Annotated in this window: 13 protein-coding genes; 2 read left to right on the top strand and 11 right to left on the bottom strand. The window is 61.1% G+C overall.

What is annotated here, in order from left to right; genetic code table 11:
• The first annotated feature begins 187 nt into the window (after positions 1-187).
• Positions 188-3,502 carry a DUF4214 domain-containing protein gene (locus ABNT42_RS21340; protein ID WP_348700460.1) on the top strand — a complete coding sequence of 1,105 codons (3,315 nt, stop codon included), beginning with the start codon at positions 188-190 and terminating at the stop codon, positions 3,500-3,502.
• A 199-nt stretch (positions 3,503-3,701) separates the two neighbouring features.
• On the opposite strand, the gene ABNT42_RS21335 is transcribed toward ABNT42_RS21340, so the two are convergent.
• The 7 genes from ABNT42_RS21335 to ABNT42_RS21305 all read right to left on the bottom strand — a co-directional run bounded on the left by ABNT42_RS21335 (position 3,702) and on the right by ABNT42_RS21305 (position 11,209).
• Entirely contained in the window at positions 3,702-4,745 is a 1,044-nt protein-coding gene (locus tag ABNT42_RS21335; protein WP_348700458.1) for a histone deacetylase family protein, read from the bottom strand.
• Between the two features lie 40 nt (positions 4,746-4,785).
• On the bottom strand, positions 4,786-6,384 hold the full coding sequence (gshA, locus tag ABNT42_RS21330; RefSeq protein ID WP_348700456.1) for a glutamate--cysteine ligase: 1,599 nt from the start codon (positions 6,382-6,384) through the stop codon (positions 4,786-4,788).
• 175 nt (positions 6,385-6,559) lie between these two features.
• Positions 6,560-7,426, bottom strand: a complete 867-nt coding sequence (prmC, locus tag ABNT42_RS21325; protein WP_348700454.1) for a peptide chain release factor N(5)-glutamine methyltransferase — start codon at positions 7,424-7,426, stop codon at positions 6,560-6,562.
• A complete protein-coding gene (locus ABNT42_RS21320) occupies positions 7,423-7,893 on the bottom strand; it encodes a disulfide bond formation protein B (protein WP_348700452.1) in 471 nt (156 codons plus the stop codon). The genes prmC and ABNT42_RS21320 overlap by 4 nt, the downstream gene beginning before the upstream one ends.
• Positions 7,894-8,011: 118 nt before the next feature.
• On the bottom strand, positions 8,012-9,088 hold the full coding sequence (gene prfA / locus ABNT42_RS21315) for a peptide chain release factor 1 (RefSeq protein WP_348700450.1): 1,077 nt from the start codon (positions 9,086-9,088) through the stop codon (positions 8,012-8,014).
• 80 nt (positions 9,089-9,168) lie between these two features.
• Positions 9,169-10,443 (bottom strand): glutamyl-tRNA reductase, encoded by a 1,275-nt coding sequence (gene hemA, locus ABNT42_RS21310; RefSeq protein WP_348700448.1) that lies wholly within the window; start codon positions 10,441-10,443, stop codon positions 9,169-9,171.
• Positions 10,444-10,519: 76 nt separating this feature from the next.
• Complete coding sequence (locus tag ABNT42_RS21305; protein WP_348700447.1) at positions 10,520-11,209, bottom strand: response regulator transcription factor; 690 nt, start codon at positions 11,207-11,209, stop codon at positions 10,520-10,522.
• Between the two features lie 246 nt (positions 11,210-11,455).
• On the opposite strand from ABNT42_RS21305, the gene ABNT42_RS21300 reads away from it, so the two are divergent.
• Complete coding sequence (locus tag ABNT42_RS21300; RefSeq protein ID WP_348700445.1) at positions 11,456-11,965, top strand: hypothetical protein; 510 nt, start codon at positions 11,456-11,458, stop codon at positions 11,963-11,965.
• 15 nt (positions 11,966-11,980) lie between these two features.
• On the opposite strand, the gene minE is transcribed toward ABNT42_RS21300, so the two are convergent.
• From minE to metE, 4 genes are all read right to left on the bottom strand, one after another.
• The gene (gene minE / locus ABNT42_RS21295) at positions 11,981-12,232 is read right to left on the bottom strand and encodes a cell division topological specificity factor MinE (protein ID WP_155435525.1); all 252 of its coding nucleotides are present in this window, start codon (positions 12,230-12,232) and stop codon (positions 11,981-11,983) included.
• 2 nt (positions 12,233-12,234) lie between these two features.
• Positions 12,235-13,050 carry a septum site-determining protein MinD gene (minD, locus tag ABNT42_RS21290; protein ID WP_161035880.1) on the bottom strand — a complete coding sequence of 272 codons (816 nt, stop codon included), beginning with the start codon at positions 13,048-13,050 and terminating at the stop codon, positions 12,235-12,237.
• Positions 13,051-13,089: 39 nt separating this feature from the next.
• Complete coding sequence (gene minC, locus ABNT42_RS21285; protein ID WP_348700442.1) at positions 13,090-13,863, bottom strand: septum site-determining protein MinC; 774 nt, start codon at positions 13,861-13,863, stop codon at positions 13,090-13,092.
• 143 nt (positions 13,864-14,006) lie between these two features.
• Complete coding sequence (gene metE / locus ABNT42_RS21280) at positions 14,007-16,430, bottom strand: 5-methyltetrahydropteroyltriglutamate--homocysteine S-methyltransferase (RefSeq protein WP_348700441.1); 2,424 nt, start codon at positions 16,428-16,430, stop codon at positions 14,007-14,009.
• Positions 16,431-16,532 lie beyond the last annotated feature (102 nt).

Here is a 16,532-nt window from a genome sequence, read left to right as displayed (position 1 = left end):
AATTGGGGTTCGAGGGATCTTATGACAGGGTTGCGGCGTTCGCGAGGACCTGGAAGGAGGGTCAATTAGACCGGGTCAATCCTGCCAGCAAACGAACACCTAGTACTAATTTTCGACTTTATTTGTCTGGAATACTTGAGCATGGTTTAAATGATAATATGTGTCATCTTTGCAATGGAACTGGCGCATGGGCGATATTCTGGTTGATGACTACTGGGGCAATGAACGTACTTCGGGAAAGCTAGCCTTGGGCCAGACAGTTCAGGGCGATTTGCGCCGCGACTATGATCAGGACTGGTTCGCCGTTCAGCTAGAGGCAGGGCTTACTTATTACCTTAATGGGACGACCGATATTGCTACCAACGGCATGCAGATCGGTTTCTATGACCCGCTGAAGGCTCAAACTGTCGCGCTCGCCGGTATCGATGCCGCGCATTTTGGGCTGGAATTTACCCCGACGCACAGCGGCACCTATTACGCCATGGCGATTGAATCAGGGGAGGGCCACCCGGCGCGGCACTATACCTTGCAGCTGGATTATCGTACTGCACCGGATGATTTTCTTTCCAGTAGCCAGACTAGTGGCGTTGTGAAGGTAGATCAGCATACCCAGGGTCGATTCGAGCAGCATGGTGACGTCGACTGGTTCAAGTTCCATGCTGAAGTTGGCATGCGCTATGACGTGGTGCTGGACACCCCGGCGGCGGGGGCTGCCGATGTCGGGTGGCTGCGCAGTTTTAAGTATGTCGATGCCACCGGTGCTACTTTGAGCCGGGGCTCCGGCGGCTTCAATCCGCAGTCCAGTGGTGACTATTATCTGGCCTTCACGGGGGCGGAAGTAGGCAACTACGGACTAGTGTTGCGGCAGTGGCGTGACGAGTTTCCGCAAAGTTATGCAACATCGGGCAAGCTGAGCGCGCAGGCACCGGTCAGCTCCAGCGTAGATTTTGAAGGCGATTGCGACTGGTTCCGCGTCGATGTGGAGAAGGGCAAGATTTACATCTTCACGATGTACGCTGAGCAGGGCTATCCACTGCAACTGATGCTGTTCGGGGACCAGTATCAGCCGCTTGCCATAGTGGATGGCTACCAGTCGGAAGCCGGCTTGCAACTGACCTATCAGGCGACAGAGAGCCGGGCACTGTACATTCAGGCCGCCCGGCAGCCCGCGAGTTCCAACATCACGGTGGTGACGCCCTATACCTTGAAGATGGAGGTGCAGGTGGACGAGGTGAGCGATACACCGCTCACTGCGCACGCACTGGCAATTGGCGAGGCAGGCCGCGCCGCCATCCAGATCACGAGCGATGTGGATGTTTTTAAATTTACGCTGGTTGCGGGAACCTCTTATGATTTTGTGCTGGCTGCTTCTTCCGCCAATAGCAGTTACCAGCTGGAATTCGCAACCTACCGCGACAACGCCGTGCTGGCCAGCGAACTGGTTGGCAGTGCCGGCAAGCTTTCTTACACGCCTGTCACGAGTGGCGATTACTGGGTTCGTGTGTCGAGTGCAGGCTGGGTGGCGCCGCAGATAAGCTATAGCTTGACGGGCCAGTTAGCCGCCGACGACTGGGGCGCGACACCGGCCACCGCAGCAATCCTGGCACTCGACCAGACGCTGGCGGCAAGGCTGGAGTCAGCCACAGATAGAGATTGGTTCGCTGTCAATCTGGTCGCCGGCAATACCTACTGGTTTGAAACTCCGGGCAACGGCGTTTATTCCGTGCTGCGGATATTGGATCAGGCGCAGGGCTCGCAGAGCGCCAGCACGCAAGGGCCGCTAGCCTACACGCCGGCGCAAAGCGGCACATATTATCTGGAAGTCTCGGCCTTACCCGGCTGGTCGGGGAACTATAACGTTCGTTACAGTGTCGGTCCGCATGATGATGTCGGCGATAGTATGAGTAGTGCCAGCGGACTGGCACTGTCGATAGCTAAGCGCGGCCAACTCGAGCTGAGCACAGACCGCGATGTGTTCCGCTTCGAGGTGGAAGCGGGACAGATCTATCAGTTCAACCTGCAACATAATGCCGGTACTTTTGTCGTGGCGGACCTCAGCGATGCAGCGGGGACAGCGCTATCAGGCGTGATCAAAGGCAGCGCGTATCCCGATGATACCCAGGTGTTTGTGGCCGGGCGTAGCGGCACCGTGTATGCCTCGGTACATGGAACTGCGGCGGCGTCCTATCAGGTCCAGCTGCAGGCGATTAGTGACGATGCACCGAATGACGCGGGGGCTAATGTGCGCCTGCTGGCCGAGGGAGCCAGCCTGACAGGCCAGCTTGAATATGCGGGCGATCGCGATGTGTACGCGATTGAACTGGATGCCAGCCTGGTCTATGTCTTCAAGCTGGCCAGTAATCAGCCGGGTGGCGCCGTGCCTAGCTTGAAAACGACGGCTAGTCCCGGCCACAGTTCGGCATCCCTGATTGAAAACACGGTGAGCGACGGGGTGCGGACGATCAAGGTACAAGCGTCTTCGGCTGGTCAGTATTTTCTTGAAGTGGGTCCGGTATGGACCTCTTTGGGGGGCTATCAACTAAGCTCGCTGGTGCATGGGGATGATGGCGCTGGTCCGAGACTGGTGGCGCAATCGATGCCTGACCATGCCAGCAATGTGTTGCTGACATCGCGCGCTATCGTGCTGAAATTTAGCGAGGCGATTATTGCCGATACCTCGGCGCTAACGATTAAAGATAGCGCCGGCAAAGTGGTGCTGCAGGATTTTCTCTATCCGCAGGTCCAGGGCGATACTTTGACGGTGCACACGCTACATAACCTCGCCCCCGGCGATTACACACTGTCATTGCCGGCAGTAGCAATTCATGACAAGGATGGTAATCGCTATAAGGGTCCGGAGACGATCAGTTTCAGCACTAAACCTGCGATGCTGCAACCCGGTACAGGCAATGATGTGTATGTGATGACGCCTGATGCCATCATCGACGGTGGCTCAGGTGTCGATACAATATTTATTCCCAGCTTCAGTACCTTTACCTATCTGAGCCGGGATGGCGCTGGGTACTACATCACAGATCAGGGGCATGGAACCCATGCCTACATGCGCAATATTGAACGGGTAGTCATGCTGGGCGGCGAAGTGTATGCGCTGGACGTGGATGGCGTTGCGGGGCAGGCCTATCGTCTGTATCAGGCGGCATTTAATCGTAGCCCGGACTTAGGCGGGCTAGGTTTCTGGATCGAGCAAATGGATGCTGGAACGAGCTTGAACCGGGTGGCCAAGGCATTTGTTGAAAGTGGTGAGTTCACCAGCTTATACGGTAAAGCCTCTACGGATGCGTTCTTTGTCGATACCTTGTACCAGAACGTGCTGCATCGCGCCGCAGATGCGGACGGGCGTGATTTCTGGATTCATGCTTTGCAGAATAACGTCAGCAGGGCCGAGGTTTTGGCCCATTTCAGTGAGTCGGCCGAGAATCAGCAAGCGCTGGCTGAAATTATCGGCAGTGGTTTTTACTATCAGCCGACGCTGGCTGGCTAACGGTGAACAGTGAACGTTGGGCAAGTTCAAGCAGTCGGTGCCTGGCAGCGCACAGCTATCTGGACGAATCTAGGCAGGCAGCGGCCTATCAAATTGAACTGTTTGATAAATTTGTAATACGCTAGCGTTCACCGACTGACTCCATGAGATTCAAATGCGGCAGTTTGCCCGATCGATCCGCTTGTGCTGTAGTGCGGGCTTACAGCGCCGTCTCGTAGCCTTCCAGCACATTGACTACATTGGTGCCCAGTTCCTTGACCGCATAGCCGCCTTCGAAAATGAAGGCGGTGGGCAGGTTCAGATAGGCTAGCCGTTCGCCGATGCGTAGGTAGTCGGCGCTTTGCAGGGCGAAGCGCGACAGTGGATCGCCGGCAAAGGTATCCACGCCCAGCGATACCACCAGCGCATCCGGTGCGAAGCTACCTAGACGGATGCAGGCGGTTTCCAGTGCGCTGAACCAGCTGGCCGCGCTGCTGCCGGCAGGCAGCGGCAGATTCAGGTTGTAGCCTAGCCCCGCACCTTCGCCTTTTTCATCGGCATGGCCCAGATAGAACGGGTATTCGTAGCGCGGATCGGCGTGGATGGAAATGAATAGCACGTCGTTGCGGCCATAGAAGATGCTCTGCGTGCCATTGCCGTGGTGGTAGTCCAGATCGAGGATGGCGACGCGGCGTGCGCCGTCGTCGAGCATGTGCTGGGCTGCCAGCGCGGCGTTGTTGAGGAAGCAGTAGCCGCCGTAGAAATCAGCACCGGCATGGTGGCCGGGCGGACGGCTCAGCACGAACGCGCCCCGTTCGCCTAGCCGCAGCGCGTGCGCCGCATTGACGGCGCAATCGGCGCCCGTCTTGGCCGCGGTCCAGGTGCCGGCTGTCAGCGGCGTGCCGCTATCCATCGAATACAGGCCTAGCTTGGCGCAGAAATTATCCGGTTCGATATCGCTGCGCAGTGAGCGCACGGGCCACACAGCCGGAAACGCATCCTTGTCGGCATTGGCCGGATCGAGTGCCAGCCAGTCGGCCCATGCGTGGCGCAGGAAGTGCAGATAGCGCGGCGTGTGGATGCGTTCCAGTGACATCAGCGGCACACCCTGCGGTGTGACGATGCGCCCCAGTCCGCGCCGCCCCAGTTCGGCCAGCACGCTGTCGACCCGCTCGGGTTTTTCGAAGCAGGGCGTCAGCTCGCCACGGAAGAATTCGTGGCGGCCACGGTGCTGGGCGTGCAGTTCGTTGTAGAAGGTGAGCAAAGGGGCCTCGCGCAGATGGTGCGGTGATCAAGCCCCTAGTTTAGTCGCAATCGCCGCTCGAGTGGCACAGATTGCTGGCACGGTAGGCTGCCACGTAGTCGTCGAACGGGATGCGTGGCGCCGCTTCCATGGCGGCCTGCTCGTCCAGCGAGGCCGTGGCCAGCTGGTCGAAATAGGCGTTTTCTTCGACGCTCGGCGCATGGCTGCGGAAGTAGGCTGCGTGGCGCTGGCTCTGCGCCAGCCCGAAGGCGGCAAACGAATTGCCATGCTCGCGCAGTGCGGCCAGCACTTTGGCCGACGGCGTGAGGGCAGGATCGACCAGTTTGGCGGCCTGTTCGGCCAGTGCCGTGCTGTGCGAGCTGTCGCCATGGCGGGCGTCGAGCAGCGCGGCCACGGGCGCCATCTGTTCCAGCAGTTGCTGGCCCCATTGCTGTAGCGTTACGGCGCCATCGTCACGCTCCAGCAGCAGGCCCGGACGGCGGCCTTCCTTGACGGTGCGGGCAAAGTTGGCGGTGTGGCGCAAGCCTTCTTCCGGCGTGATGGCAGCGCTGTGTTCGAGCGCGCAGTACAGCAGGAAGGTATCGAGGAAGCGGCCTGCCGTCAGGCTGATGCCGACTGGCTCGAACGGGTCCACGTCCATGCAGCGCACTTCGATGTACTGCACGCCGCGCGCGCACAGCGCCTGAATCGGACGTTCGCCCGTCTGGATCACCCGTTTCGGGCGAATGGTGGAGTAGTACTCGTTTTCGATCTGCAGCACGTTGGTGCTCAGCTGTATCCATTCGCCATCGCGTTTGGTGCCCAGTTCGGCGTACGGCGCATACGGCTGGTTGACGGCTTTGGTAAGGGCGGCCACATAGCTGTCCAGACAGTTTTCGTGCGGGCTCAGGCCGGACTGGGCATCGTTCTGGTAGCCCAGATCGCTCATGCGCAGGCTGGTGGCATACGGCAGGTACAGGGTGTCATCCGACAGCGTGTCCAGCTGGTGCGGGCGGCCGCGCAGGAAGCCCGTCTGCAGCGCCGGCGAGGCGCCGAACAGATACATCAGCAGCCAGCTATAGCGGCGGAAATTGCGGATGGTAGCCAGATAGGCGTCCGACTGGTAAGCCTTGGCGGTGTGTGGCCGGGCCGCCGGTTCGCTGGCGGCTAGCAATCGCCACAGGCCTTCGTCCAGCGAGTAGTTGTAGTGAATGCCCGCAATGCACTGCATGGCTTTGCCATAGCGCAGCGCCAGACCGCGCCGGTACACATGCTTGAGCGTGCCCATGTTGGAGGTGCCATACCAGGCAATGGCGATGTCTTCTTCGGCTGGCAGTGTGGCCGGCATGGACTGGCTCCACAGCAGTTCCTGTCCCAGCTTGCTGTAGGCGTAGCGGTGGATGCCATCGAGCTTGGCGATGGTGTCGGCGATGTCATGTTCGGCCGGGGTAATGAACTCCAGCAGGGTTTCGGCGTAATCGGTGGTGATCTGCGGGTGGGTCAGGGCCGAGCCCAGTGCCAGCGGATGGGGCGTGCTGGCCAGCTGGCCGTGGTCGTCCACGCGCAGGGTTTCGCGTTCGATGCCGCGCAGGCCACCCAGCAGCGCGTGGTGCTCAGGCTGGGCCAGCAGGGCCAGACGGCGAGTCAAAGTTGGAGACACTCGGTTTTCCTTTCGTTTGTACAGCAGGGTGACAGCCGGAGCGCGTCAGTGCGATCCGCAGCGAGATTAACCGAAAACGCGAAATCGTGTTGGCAGACGCCCCAAATTGGGTCATCCCAGGGGCGTCGTGCAAATCGGAGGCTAGTGTATCAAATGTGGCAGGCGCTGATCCGGCTCAGGGGGAAGGGGCCGTCGTAGCAGGAATTGCCAGCCGGCCACCGCTGACGCGTTCGATGCCGGCCAGATCCTGCCAGCTCTGCACTTCGGTATAGCCATGCTGGGCCAGACAGGCGCGCACGGCGGCGGCCTGATCGTAACCATGTTCGAGCAGCAGCCAGCACCCCTCATGCAGATGGCTGGCGGCACCGGCGATGATGGTGCGCAAGGCGCTCAGGCCATCGGCAAAATCGGTCAGGGCGCCGCTCGGTTCGAAACGCAGATCGCCTTCGCCCAGATGGCGGTCGCCGCTGGCGATGTAGGGCGGATTGGAGACGATCAGATCGTAGCGTGGCTGGTGTGCCAGTGCAGCAAACCAGTCGCTACGCAAAAAATTGATGTGACAGTGGTTGTGCGCCGCATTGCGGCTGGCCACTTCCAGCGCCTGTTCGCTCACATCGAGCGCCGTAACGGCCGCATCTTTGCGGCTGTGGGCGATGGCCACGGCGATGGCGCCGCTGCCCGTGCCCATGTCCAGTACGCGGCCTTGTGGCGGCAGGCGCTCGAGCGCCAGTTCCACCAGCAGTTCGGTATCGGGACGGGGGATCAGAACGGCGCTGCTGACTTCGAACGGCAGGCCGAAGAATTCGCGCTGGCCCACGATGTAGGCCACCGGCTCGCCGTTCAGGCGGCGCTGCACTAGCGCGCTGTAGCACGCCGCTTCGTCAGCGTTTAAGGCGCGTTCCGACTGGGTAATCAGGCTGACGCGGCTGACATCCAGCGCGTGGCATAGCAGTATGCGGTTGTCGAGCGGATCGAGCAGCGCCTGTACTTGTGCCGCGGCCAGCGTCAGGCCGGCGCATATCTCGTCCGTACTGCGGATCATGCGTTACGGCGGCGCAGCAACACCCAGCCCAGTGCGACGGTGACGGCAGCAAAGCCGAGGAAGGACCACTGCGGAATCGACAGGCCGAGGAAAGGCGCAGTAGCGTCTTCGCACAGGCCGTCTGCCTTGAACAGGAAAGGCAGATAGGTGGCCGCGGGCAGTTTGTTGAGGATGGTTTCCATCGGATCGATGCCGCACGACAGGCCCGGATGCGCCAGCACATACAGGTGCTTGCCTGCCGTGCCCAGACCGGCGAGGCCGCCCAGCAGGCCCAGCCCCGTGTAGAACACCGGCTTGCGGTAGGCGCCTACCAGCGCCACGATGCCGATGGCGAGGAACAGATAGCGCTGGATCACGCACAGCGGGCAGGGCAGCATATTCAGCACGTGCTGCAGGATCAGGGCCACGGCCAGCATGGTGAAACTGAAAGCGGAAATTACCAGCAACGGAATGCGCGTAGGGTTCATTTGTAAATCCGGTTGAGGGTTCAAATATAGTATGAATGATTCTCGCACAGAGTTGCCAATTCCGCCTTATTTCTTGCTTACGAAGATAGAAGGCTAGTAGGCAAGTAAGCGGATCTGATTAGTCGCCCAGCGCGGCCAGCTGCTCGGCCTGATGTTCGGCGGCCAGCGCATTGGTCAGTTCGGTCAGGTCGCCGTCCATGATGAAATCGAGCTTGTACAGCGTCAGATTGATGCGGTGGTCGGTCATGCGGCCTTGCGGGTAGTTGTAGGTGCGGATGCGTTCGCTACGATCGCCCGAGCCGATCAGGCTCTTGCGGGTGGCCGCTTCCTTCGATTGCTGTTCGCGCAGCTGCACGTCTTTGATGCGCGCAGCCAACACTTTAAGCGCCTGCGCCTTGTTCTTGTGCTGCGAACGGTCATCCTGACACTCGACCACGATGCCGGTCGGCAGGTGGGTAATCCGCACGGCCGAATCGGTCTTGTTGATGTGCTGACCACCGGCGCCGGAGGCGCGGAAGGTATCGATGCGCAGATCGGCCGGATTGATGTTGACGTCTTCCACTTCATCGGCTTCCGGCATCACCGCCACCGTGCAGGCCGACGTGTGGATGCGGCCTTGCGTCTCGGTGGCCGGTACGCGCTGCACGCGGTGGCCGCCCGATTCGAACTTGAGCTTGGAGTACACGCTGTTGCCCACCAGTCGCACGATGACTTCGCGATAGCCGCCCAGATCGGACGGTGATTCCGACACCACTTCCACTTGCCAGCGGTTGCGTTCGGCAAAGCGCGTGTACATGCGCAGCAGATCGCCCGCAAACAGCGCCGATTCGTCGCCGCCCGTGCCGGCGCGGATTTCCAGGAAGATGTTGCGCTCGTCATTCGCATCCTTGGGCAGCAGCATTTTCTGCAGTTCCAGTTCCAGCTCGGCCAGACGGCCTTTGGCGGCGTCGATTTCGTCCTGCGCGAACTCCTTCATGTCGGGATCGGCCAGCATTTCCTGCGCCGTGGCGATGTCGCCCAGTGCCTGCTGGTAGTCGTGGTAGAGCGCCACCAGCGGCTGCAATTCCGCATGTTCGCGCGTCATCTTGCGGTAGGCGTCCATATTGTTGGTGGCGCCTTCGGACATCAGCAATTCATCGAGCTCGGTCAGGCGGTTTGCCAGTTGATCGAGCTTGGCCAGCATGGAGGGTTTCATAGCGTATCGTATCAGTTGGAAGTACAGATGCCGCAGCAGCAGCGGCGGGCAGCAGAGGGAGTTGGCAGCAGTGGGCAGCGCTAACGGCGGCCGCGGAACAGCTGGGGCAGCAGGGCGGCCAGATGGGCGCGCTCTTCGCCTTGCGCACGGTGCAGCGCCTGCTGCGGGCCGTGCATGAATTTGGCCGTCAGCCCTTTGGACAGGGCTTCCAGCACGGCGTCGATATCGTCGCCTTTGGCCAGCATGCGGCGCGCCCGTTCGAGTTCCAGCTGGCGCAGCGCTTCGCCGTTTTCGTGCAGGCTCTGGATCACGGGCACGACAGCACGGTCATCGATCCAGTGCATGAACGATTGCACGCGCGTTTCGATGATGGCTTCGGCCTGCGCTACCGCAGCCTGACGGTTTTCCAGACCCGTTTGCACCACCTTGCCCAGATCGTCCACCGTGTACAGGAAGGCGTCGTTGAGACGGCCCACTTCCGGTTCGATATCGCGCGGCACGGCCAGATCGACCATGAAGATAGGCTTGTGGCGGCGTGCCTTGATGGCGCGTTCCACCATGCCCAGACCGATCAGGGGCAGCGAGGAAGCCGTGCAGGAAATCACGATGTCGTACAGGTGCAGCTTGTCCTGCAGTTCGGCCAGACGGATGGCCTGACCGCCGTAGCGGTGCGCCAGTTGTTCACCCCGTTCCAGCGTACGGTTGGCCACCGTGATGCTGCGCGGATTTTGCGCGGCAAAGTGGGTGGCGCACAGTTCGATCATTTCGCCGGCGCCGATGAACAGCACGTTCTGTTCCGAAATCTTGTCGAAGATACGCTGCGACAGGCGTACGGCAGCGGCGGCCATGGACACGCTGTGGGCGCCGATTTCCGTGGTGCTGCGCACTTCCTTGGCCACCGAGAAGCTGCGCTGGAATAGCTGGTGCAGATAGGTGCCCAGACCGCCCGCTTCGTCGGCGGTGCGGATGGCATCCTTGATCTGGCCCAGAATCTGGGTTTCGCCCAGCACCATCGAGTCCAGCCCCGAGGCCACGCGGAAAGTGTGGCGCACGGCATCGTGCTGGGGCAGCATGTACAGGTGGGGACGCAGTTCGCTGTAGTTGACTTTGTGGAAGTCGGCGAGGAACTGGGCGCCAGCATCGAGGGGATCGGGCGCATGGCTGGCCGCATATAGTTCGGTGCGGTTGCAGGTCGACAGGATGGCTGCTTCGTCGCTGCCGCGCTGGTCTAGCCGTTCGAACCACGCACGGGCCGAACGCACGGCAGGACCGAGCTGGTCTGGTGCGAACGCCAGCCGTTCGCGCAGGGCGACAGGGGCGGTATGGTGGTTGAGGCCGACGGCAAGCAGCTGCATTGCAGATCCGAATGTTGATTTACCGGACATTATACCGTGTAGTGGCTATGCACTGACCATAGCGCGCCCTGCTGCCTCAGCCGCCCAGTTTCTCCAGCCGGTAACCGTAGCTGTAGACGGGCACGAGACGGTAGCCATTTTCCGGTTTCAGCACGAGTTTATTGCGCACGCGGGAAACGTGGGTGTCCATGGTGCGCGAGGGGACGGCGCTTTCCTTGACCCACACGGCTTCGTGGATGTAGGCGCGCGACAGGGGCCGGCCGATGTTGCGGAAAAATAACAAGGCGAGCGCGAATTCCTTCTGCGTCACGTCCAGCACGGTGCCATCCATGAGCAGGCGGCCGGGCCGGGTTTCGAATAGATACTGGCCGAATTGCAGCTGTTCGGCGCCGTTCTGGGCTGGATAGGCACGCCGCAGCAAAGCCTGCACGCGCGCCACCAGTTCGCCGCGCCGTAGCGGCTTGATCATGTAATCGTCGGCACCCGCATCGAGGCCGGCGACGATATCGTCTTCGCCGGAACTGGTGGTGAGGAACATCACGGGCGCGGCATCCGGCAGCTTTTCGCGTGCACGGCGCAGCACTTCGGCGGCGCCCAGATCGACCACCTGCCAGTCGAGGATCAGCATGTCGTAGCTATCCTTGCGCAGGTGGTGCAGGGTGTCTTTGGCGGTCTGGTAGCCGTGGCAGGTGTGGCCGACCGAGCCCAGTACCTGACAGATCAGGTCGGACTGGCTGCGGTCATTGTCGAGTACGGCGATTCTCATCCGGCTGCCTGTGGGAATAAATTGAGCGAAAGTCACTCGGAATATAACAGGGATTCACAAAAAAACCGTCCAAACTGGCTTAATTTTTTTCGCCAGAGAATTACTATTTTCTTGATAGAAAGCGATCGCCGTAGCGCGTGCACGCACACGATGATTACAAGGTACACTGGAAAAAGGTGGTTTTCAATGAGAAAGTTGTAAATCAGAAACAGAACGCTGCGGCAAATGGTGCGCTTGGGAGTAAGCATGACAACACAGCAACAGCAAAGCTGGCCGTTGGCACTGGCCACGCCGGACAAGGTGGCGCAACTGCGCCAGCAATGCCGCCAGTTGGTGAAACGCCGCGCTCTGCTGTCGGCCAGCGTGGCCGCCATTCCCGTGCCGGGGCTGGACGTGGTGTCCGACCTGCACCTGTTCACCCGTCTGATCGACGATATCAATCAGGCTTTTGGTCTGACGCCGGCCCAGATCGAAGGCTTGCAGCCTGAATACCGTATGCTGGCCTATGAAGCGGCTGTGGGCGTGGGTGGTATGTTGGTAGGGAAACTGATTACGCGTGAATTACTGGTGCCGCTGCTACAGCGTAGCGGAGTGAAACTGGTGGCACGGCAGGCGGGAAAACTGGTGCCGCTGGCCGGTCAGCTGGCCTCGGCGGGGATAGGCTTTGCCGTGTTCCGCCACATCGGCAACCAGCATGTGGAAGCCTGTGCGGCGGTGGCGCAGCAACTGGTGACGGCCGGTGCCGGCCGTCCCTAGGATGGTGCTGCGAAATTAAGCGTCCGGCAGCACGACGTTGACGTCCAGCACTTCCAGATTGCCCTGACGGTCGAGCGAGATCTTGATGTCGTCCGCGTTCACCTTGGTGTACTTGGAAATCACATCGATCAGCTCTTTGTGCAGGGCCGGCAGGAAGTCCGGACCAGCGCGGCCATTTCGCTCGCGGGCGATGATGATCTGTAACCGCTCCTTGGCCGCCGTGGCGGTTTTCGGTTTTTGCGGGAACAGGAAGGAAAGCAGTGCCATGATTACTTGCTCCCGAAAATACGCTGAAGCAGGCCGGGCTTTTCATAGGTGGTAAAGCGCAACGGCAGTTCCTGACCGAGGAAGCGCGACACCACGTCTTCATAAGCTTCCGCCACATCAGTGCCTTTGAAATGGATGGCCGGATTACCCTGGTTGGAAGCGTGCAGTACCGATTCCGATTCGGGAATGATGCCGATCAACGGTATGCGCAGAATTTCCTGCACATCTTCGTAGGACAGCATTTCGTCCGCTTCCACGCGTTTTGGCGAGTAGCGGGTAATCAGCAGGTGTTCCTTGACAGGCTCGCCACCGGTCTGGGCGCGGCGCGATTTGGCCTGAATGATGCCCAGAATACGGTCCGAATCGCGTACCGACGATACTTCCGGATTGGTGACGATGATGGCCTCATCGGCAAAGGTCAGCGCCATCAGCGCGCCGTGCTCGATACCGGCGGGCGAATCGCAGATGATGAACTCGAAGCCCATGGTGATCAGTTCGGCCAGCACGGCTTCCACGCCGTCTTCCGACAGCGCATCCTTGTCGCGCGTTTGCGACGCCGGCAGGATGAACAGGTTGTCGCAGTGCTTGTCCTTGATCAGGGCTTGCGTCAGAGTTGCCTCTTTATTGATCACATTGATCAGGTCGTACACCACACGGCGCTCGCAGCCCATGATCAGATCGAGGTTACGCAGACCGACGTCGAAGTCGATCACGGCAGTCTTGTGGCCGCGCATGGCCAGACCGGTAGAGAAGCTGGCGCTGGAAGTCGTTTTACCGACACCGCCCTTGCCGGACGTTACAACAATAATTCTCGCCACAGAAATTCCTTTTCAGTGAGTGGATACGCCAGCGCGCGCTCAGGCGCGGGTTGCTGAATTGACAGATAGTATATCGATTCGGTCGCCGTTGAGGCGAATTTGCGCTGGGGTGCGTGCATATTCAGCGGGGAAACCGTCTTCAAATGTGCGGTAAACGCCGGCAATGGAGACTAACTCCGGCGCCATGCCCATCGCGAAGATCCGTGCGTCGGGATTGCCCGAAGCACCGGCCAGAGCCCGCCCGTTCAGAGTGTTGTAGACGTGGATACTGCCATCGGCAATGATTTCCGCGCCATTGTTGACCACCGCCGTAATCACCAGATCGCAGCCGCGCGCATAGATGCGCTGGCCGGCCCGTACCGGCGTGTCGATAATCATCACGCGGGCGCCACCGGGAATCGCTTCGCTGGCGGCTTGGGCCGCTGCAGGCGCGGGCGCCGGTGCCGGAGCCGGTGCTGCTTTTTTAGGCGCTTCCGCTTCGCTGCGCTGGGGCGCGGCGGTTTCCAGACTCAGACCGTGAGCGGCAATCGCTGCCCCCATTTCCGGTGCGGCATTGCGCACGGCCACCGGATTCAGGCGGTATTTCTTCAGCAGGGCGATCAGACCGGCCCAGTCGATGGCTTCGCCGCCAGCCGGCAGGCCGCCGACATCGATCACGGCCAGATCATCTTCGAAAAAGTCGGTGCTGCCACCGGTCATCTCGGCCATGGCGGCATCGAGCGCCAGACGGTCGGAGGTGGCCAGTATGGCGGACACGGCGACGACAGTGGAAATCTTGATTTCTATGGGCTTTTGAAACTGGCTCTTGGACATGGGCGACACAGTGATGAGGTTAAGCCCGCGTGGGCTCCAGCATTCTACTGTGGAAAACGGCCGCTGGGGAGGGCGGCGCCAGCAAATCCGCGGTGATCCGCCCTGCCTGTGCGGCTGGCAGGGCGGATAGTGGGTGGTGGCGACTAGGCGGGGGCCAGTGCGGCGCGTAATTGCTGCGCCGCTGCCACCATATTGCGCAGCGCGTGCTCCGTTTCAGCCCAGCCGCGGGTTTTCAGGCCGCAATCGGGGTTCACCCACAGGTTGGCCGGTGGTACCACGCTGGCTGCCCGTTGCAGCAGAGCCACCATTTCAGCCTGCGCCGGTACGCGCGGGCTGTGGATGTCATACACCCCGGGGCCGATCTGGTTAGGGTAGGGGAAGCGGCGTAGCGCCTGTAGCAATTCCGCATCGGAACGGCTGGTTTCGATGGTGATCACATCGGCATCCATGGCAGCGATCTGGGGCAGGATTTCGTTGAATTCCGCGTAGCAGATATGGGTGTGGATCTGGGTGGCATCGGCTGCCGCGCTGGCGGCAATGCGGAAGGCGCGGGTGGCCCAGTCCAGATAGGCATCCCAGCGGCTGCGCCGCAGCGGCAAGCCTTCGCGCACGGCCGGTTCATCGATCTGGATGATGGCGATGCCGGCCTGTTGCAGGTCTGCCACTTCATCGCGGATGGCCAGTGCCAGTTGCAGCGCCGTGTCCTGCCGTGGCTGGTCTTCGCGCACGAACGACCACTGCAGGATGGTGACGGGGCCCGTCAGCATGCCTTTCACGGGTTTGTCCGTCAGGCTCTGGGTGTACACCGTCCAGTCCACCGTCATCGCTTGCGGGCGGCGCACATCGCCGAACAGGATGGGCGGTTTGACGCAGCGCGAACCATAGGATTGCACCCAGCCATGGCGACTGAACAGGAAGCCTTCCAGCTGTTCGCCGAAATATTCCACCATATCGTTGCGCTCCGCTTCGCCGTGTACCAGCACGTCCAGCCCCAGCGCTTCCTGCCGCTGCACGGCGTCGGCAATTTCGGCGCGCATGCGTTCGGCGTAGCCGTGGCTATCCAGTTCGCCCCGTTTGTAGGCAGCGCGCGCGGCACGGATGGCCGGCGTCTGCGGGAAGGAGCCGATGGTGGTGGTGGGGTAGGCCGGCAACTGCAGTCTGGCCTGCTGCACGGGCTGGCGCCGGGCGAACGGCGACTGGCGCTGGTCGGCATCGGCCGGCAAGGCAGCCAGACGGGCACGCAGTTCGGGCTGATGCAGGCGCAGGCTGTGGGCGCGGCTGGCCAGTGCGGTGCGCGAGGCGGCCAGTGCGGCCGGATCGGCTGCACCTTGCAGCGCCTGCTTGAGCACGGCCAGTTCGGCCAGTTTTTCGTGCGCAAACGCCAGCCATGGACGTACTTCGGGGTCTAGCTGGGTCTCGGCGGCCAGTGTGTACGGTACGTGCAGCAGCGAGCAGGACGTAGACAGCCACAGCTTGCCCTGCCGCTTCTCCAGCAGTGGCTGGAGGATGGCCAGCGCCGCATCGAGGTCACAGCGCCAGATGTTGCGGCCATCGACGATGCCGACCGACAGCACTTTCGGCACGGGCAGCCAGTCGGCAATGCTGGTCAGTTCGTGCGCGGCACGTACGCCGTCCACATGCAGGCCGGCCACGGGCAGGCGGCAGGCCAGCCCCAGATTTTCTTCCAGCGGCGAGAAATACGTGGCCAGCAGCACTTGCGCACCGGCCTGATTGAGCTGCCAGTAGGCCGTTTCAAACGCGCTGCGCCATGCGGCTGGCAGATCGAGGCCGAGGATGGGTTCGTCAATCTGCACCCAGCTCACGCCTTGCTGTTTTAGGCGGCCGAGAATCTGGCCATATACGGGCAGCAGGCGTTCCAGCAGTTCCAGCCGCTCGAACGGCTCGGTGCTACGCACCTTGCCCAGCCACAGGAAACTTAGTGGCCCCAGCAGCACGGCTTTGACGGGATGACCGAGTGCCTGCGCCTCGGCCACTTCATCGAACAAACGGCTGCTGGCCAGCGAGAACTGGGTGGCGGCGTCGAATTCGGGCAGCAGATAGTGGTAGTTGGTGTCGAACCATTTGCTCATTTCCAGCGCGGCGCTGGCAGGCAGCGCTTGGTCAGGCTGGTCATGCTGGCAGTGCGTGCCGTGGCCGCAGTGGCTGGCTGCGCCGTCTGCCGCCGCATGGCCAGCGTCGTCGGCTGAGGTGCTGTTGGCCGTGACCGATGCGCCGCGCGCCATGCGGAAATAGCGGCTCAGTTCCGATTGCTGCGGGCTGAAGCCGTAGCGCACCGGTTCGCAACCCAGTAGCTGGATGTGGCTGGCGACCTGATCGTAATAGGCAAAGTCGCCCACGCTGACGAAATCGAGGCCGGCCAGACGCTGCTCTTCCCAGTGGCGTGCGCGCAACTGGCGGCCCACGGCGTGCAGCGCCGCTTCGTCGATGTCACCGCGCCAGTGGCTTTCCAGCGCAAATTTGAGTTCGCGCGCGGCGCCCATGCGGGGATAACCGGGGACGTGGCTGAGGATGGTAGGGGTAGTGCAGGTGCTGAAAGTAGTGTGCATAGTGTTGTCATAAGCATTTCATATTGGTGCGCTAAAGTGTGCGGCATTCCGGTCTATAATAAAAACGAAAGATTTTGCGGCTTAACATGAATATTTCTAATA

This window comes from Duganella fentianensis (genome assembly GCF_964031615.1).
Lineage (GTDB): Bacteria > Pseudomonadota > Gammaproteobacteria > Burkholderiales > Burkholderiaceae_D > Rugamonas > Rugamonas fentianensis_A.
The sequence above is the reverse complement of the archived record's forward strand: the minus strand, read 5'-3'. Positions and strand labels throughout refer to the sequence as shown.